This is a genomic window from Sporosarcina koreensis (assembly GCF_001531445.1).
Taxonomy (GTDB): domain Bacteria; phylum Bacillota; class Bacilli; order Bacillales_A; family Planococcaceae; genus Sporosarcina; species Sporosarcina koreensis_C.
Genome location: NZ_LQYA01000110.1, coordinates 1 through 3,926 on the forward strand (window position 1 = coordinate 1; position 3,926 = coordinate 3,926).

Here is a 3,926-nt window from a genome sequence, read left to right on the forward strand (position 1 = left end):
ATCTTTCCCGTGCACATAGTAGGAGACCGTCTCTTCATTCCAAAACTCCTCGAAATCGACACGGTTCAAAGCGGCCCACTCCTGGCTCGCGGAATAATAGCCCGTCACCGCCTCGATCCACACATACACTTTCTTATCCTCATAGCCTCTGACAGGAATGCCGACACCGTTCGCCAAATCCCGCGAAGCGGCCCGGTCACGGAGACCTTCCCGTAAATAGCGCTCGGATTGGTGGATCGCGTTGTCACGCCATCTTCCTTCAGCACTCGCACTTGCAACATATTTATCCAATTCATCTTGAAAAGCACTTAATTTGAAGTAAAAATGCTCAGTTTTCCGTACAGTCGGTTCATTCCCGCAAAGTTTGCATGTGCGTTCCGTCAAGTCAAGCGGATCTAAAATGGAGCCGCAATTGTCGCATTGATCACCACGCGCTCGGCTTCCGCAATATGGACAAACCCCTTCGACGAATCGGTCGGGAAGAAAACGTTCGTCGAACTCGCAATACGTCTGTTCCACTTCCTTTTTGAAAATAAAACCGCGGTCCAGTAACGTTAAAAATACATTACGGACTACTTGATGATGAAATCTTCCGTCTGTCCGCGTGTATATGTCATACGAGAATCCCAATCTTGAAAAACAAACGATAAATTCTGTATGGTATCGGTCCGCAATTTCCTTAACAGACACTCCTTCGGCATTCGCCCGGATTGAAATAGGAGTCCCGTTGCAATCGCTTCCCGAAGCGTAAAGAACCTTCTCGCCTTTCAACCGGTAATACCTCGCTAAAATATCCCCTGGCAACAGCGCCGCGATATGCCCAAGATGCAGCGATCCATTCGCATACGGCCAAGCCCCTCCGATAAAAACACTCATGTAACTTCCTCCTCTGAATAAAATAAAAAACCCCGCCCCTATCGATAAAAATCGATAAGGACGGGGTCTATCACCCGTGGTACCACCTTACTTCGCAAGCAGCTCACGCTGAATGCCTCCAAAAGTACGCGCCGAAAAAGCGTTATACTTTGACGTGGATAACAAGCGCCAACTCTCGTCGCATCCTACTAGTCCGGAGACGTTCAGTGCGCGGCTCAAGGATCATGTTCAAAAGATTTGTCCGCTTCATTTCCACCGACAGAAGCTCTCTAGGCGACATCCTCTTTTTACTTTTCCCTCTCATTGCCTTTAATAAGATGTAGTTGAAATGATTATAGTCGTTTGATTCAGAGAAATCAATAGTGTTTACCAATTCGTAGGCGGGCGCTTTTGGTCGTTCCGATCTTCTTCTGTCTTGTTGTTTTTATTTTTCACGTTGTCATTCTTCCCGATGACGCCCATATCATCGGGGCTAATATCGAATCCGTACCCGAATTCCTCGCGATCCAATGTATTGTCTTTTTTGATTTTCTTCTCTTTTGCCATGCCAAATTCACCTCCTGATGAATAAAAGCATGTGTTAGTCGCTTGGTGATTATGCGTGTAAGGCTGTTCTTAAGGAATCGGACATGTAGTTATCAATGGTCCGCTTGGAGCACTTGAAGCTGTTCCCGTTTTTGCACGGCAGCTGAAACCATATTGTGCAAGGAGGCGATGGTTTCTTCATGGTTTCTCGTTTTTAAGCCGCAGTCGGGATTTACCCAAAATTGGTCAGGAGATAACACTTCAAGCCCTTTATCGATAATGGATGCCATTTCATCGGTCGTCGGAACACGCGGGCTATGGATGTCATACACGCCCAAGCCGATTCCTTTGTCATAATGAAACTCATTAAATGCGTGGACAAGCTCGCCATGGCTTCTCGACGTTTCGATGGATATGACGTCGGCATCCAAAGCGCTAATCGAGTCGATGAAATCGTTAAAGTCGCAATAGCACATATGTGTATGGATTTGTGTTGTTTCTTTCACTGCTGCTGTTGTGATGCGGAATGCGTTCACAGCCCAATCCAAATAGTCATTCCATCGTTCTTTCTTCAGCGGTAAACCTTCGCGCAAGGCAGGCTCGTCAACCTGGATCATATGGATGCCGGCAGATTCCAATGCGGCAACTTCGTTTCGAAGGGCAAGTGCTAGTTGGTTTGCTACTTCCTCCAACGAAATATCATTCCGAACGAACGACCAATTCAAGATCGTCACAGGACCTGTCAGCATCCCTTTCACCGGTTTGTCAGTGAGAGATTGGGCATAGACTGATTCCTTGACGGTCATCGGTTGATTGAAAGCGACATCCCCGTAAATGACAGGTGGTTTCACACAACGGGAGCCATAGGAGACGACCCAAGCTTTCTCGGTAAATGTGAAGCCATCCAATTTTTCTCCGAAATACTCAACCATGTCCGTCCGTTCGAATTCACCGTGAACGAATACATCAAGGCCAATCTCCTCTTGAATATCTATCCAAGATTGAATGTTCTCTTTTATAAACGCCTCATACTGCTCATTCGTAATTTCCCCTTTGCGCCATTTGGTTCTTGTTCTTCTAATTTCCGGTGTTTGCGGGAAGCTGCCAATCGTAGTCGTTGGCAGAAGTGGAAGTGAAAAGGCTGATTGCTGAGCTTCCTTACGTTTAGTAAAAGGAAGGTTCCGCTCGCTGTCTTTGGTGGAAATATTGTGGATCGCTGTTTTGACGTCCTCCCGGTTTCTTTCAGGCAGTTCAGATAGACGTTGACAGGCTGCAACACTATCTTCGATTTCGGCCAATATAGCTTCTTCGTCTCCATTTAAGCTTGCGGTAATCGAACGGATTTCATGCAATTTCTCATCCGCAAAAGATAAAGCGTTTTTAATGGTCGCTTCCAATGCTTGCTCCGAACGTGTCGTAACAGGGACATGCTGCAAGCTGCATGAAGGTTGGATCCACATTCTTTCAGATGGTACGACAGAAGAAAGAGTATGTACCAAGTCGATCTTCTCTCGAAGGTTGGCTCTCCAAATATTCCGTCCATCGATAATGCCAACTCCTAATACCTTGTCAGCAGGAAACCCGAGCGTCTTTATATTGCTTACGTTCTTTTGCAAACCATGCACAAAATCGAAGCCGATTCCGTCGACAGGCAATTCCACTGTTTCCTTGTACCATTCGATTGAATCGAAATACGTTTGAAGCATGAACTTCAGCTCAGGTGCGGCGGTCTTCAGCTGCTTATAAATTTCTTGAACCGTCTTCATCTCATCTTGGTTGAGGCTTGTAGATAAAATCGGTTCATCGATTTGTATCCATTGAACGCCTTCCGCAGACAGCTCTTTTAAAATTTCTTCGTAAAGCGGGAGAAGATGTAATAGGAAAGCAGGGGTCTCATTGTTAGAATAGCCTTTTGACAGCTTTAAAAAAGTGTAAGGGCCGATCAGAACAGGCTTACCTTCAATCCCTAACAGTTCTTTAGCTTCCCGATAAGCGTTGAGAGGCTTGTTTTCGGTTAATGAAAGTTTACGATTCTCAAACTCTGGCACGATATAGTGATAATTTGTATCGAACCATTTTGTCATTTCACACGCAACGACATCATCATTTCCTCTTGCCATGGAAAAATAAGTGGATAATGGAACGTTACCGCCTTGCCAATCGTAACGTTCTGGAATCATACCGAACATGACGGCCGTATCCAACATCCGGTCATAGAAAGTGAAATCTCCCACTGCAATTTTGTCGATGCCTGCAGCCTGTTGTTTTTGAAGATGGACGAGCCGCAATTTTTGCATATCATCCACCAATTGCTCTTCTCCTATATTGCCTGACCAGAAAGCTTCCAAGCTCCGTTTCCATTCGCGATTTTCACCGATATACGGGTATCCTAACATACTGCTGATTGTTGTCATACTTCCCATCTCCCATCTTTTTTTGAAATAAAAAACATACTAAGATTAGTAGTGCAGACCAAGGCATTGGTTTGCACTACTATTTTTTATATAGTAGATGGTGAAGAAATA

3 protein-coding genes and 1 other annotated feature are annotated in these 3,926 nt (G+C 45.2%); all 3 genes read right to left on the reverse strand.

Annotated elements, in window-relative coordinates; genetic code table 11:
- A partial coding sequence (locus tag AWV70_RS13065) for a methionine--tRNA ligase (protein ID WP_082713618.1) occupies window positions 1-876 on the reverse strand: 876 nt, incomplete at its 3' end.
- 53 nt (window positions 877-929) lie between these two features.
- Window positions 930-1,189 (reverse strand) — a binding site (T-box leader).
- Between the two features lie 53 nt (window positions 1,190-1,242).
- The gene (locus AWV70_RS13070; protein WP_060207846.1) at window positions 1,243-1,422 is read right to left on the reverse strand and encodes a hypothetical protein; all 180 of its coding nucleotides are present in this window, start codon (window positions 1,420-1,422) and stop codon (window positions 1,243-1,245) included.
- Between the two features lie 92 nt (window positions 1,423-1,514).
- The gene (gene metE, locus AWV70_RS13075; RefSeq protein ID WP_060207850.1) at window positions 1,515-3,815 is read right to left on the reverse strand and encodes a 5-methyltetrahydropteroyltriglutamate--homocysteine S-methyltransferase; all 2,301 of its coding nucleotides are present in this window, start codon (window positions 3,813-3,815) and stop codon (window positions 1,515-1,517) included.
- Window positions 3,816-3,926 lie beyond the last annotated feature (111 nt).

Bases quoted from the DNA above. Each gene is read 5' to 3' on its own strand.
- AWV70_RS13070 (WP_060207846.1), bottom strand. From the start codon at position 1,422: ATGGCAAAAGAGAAGAAAATCAAAAAAGACAATACATTGGATCGCGAG.
- metE (WP_060207850.1), bottom strand. From the start codon at position 3,815: ATGACAACAATCAGCAGTATGTTAGGATACCCGTATATCGGTGAAAAT.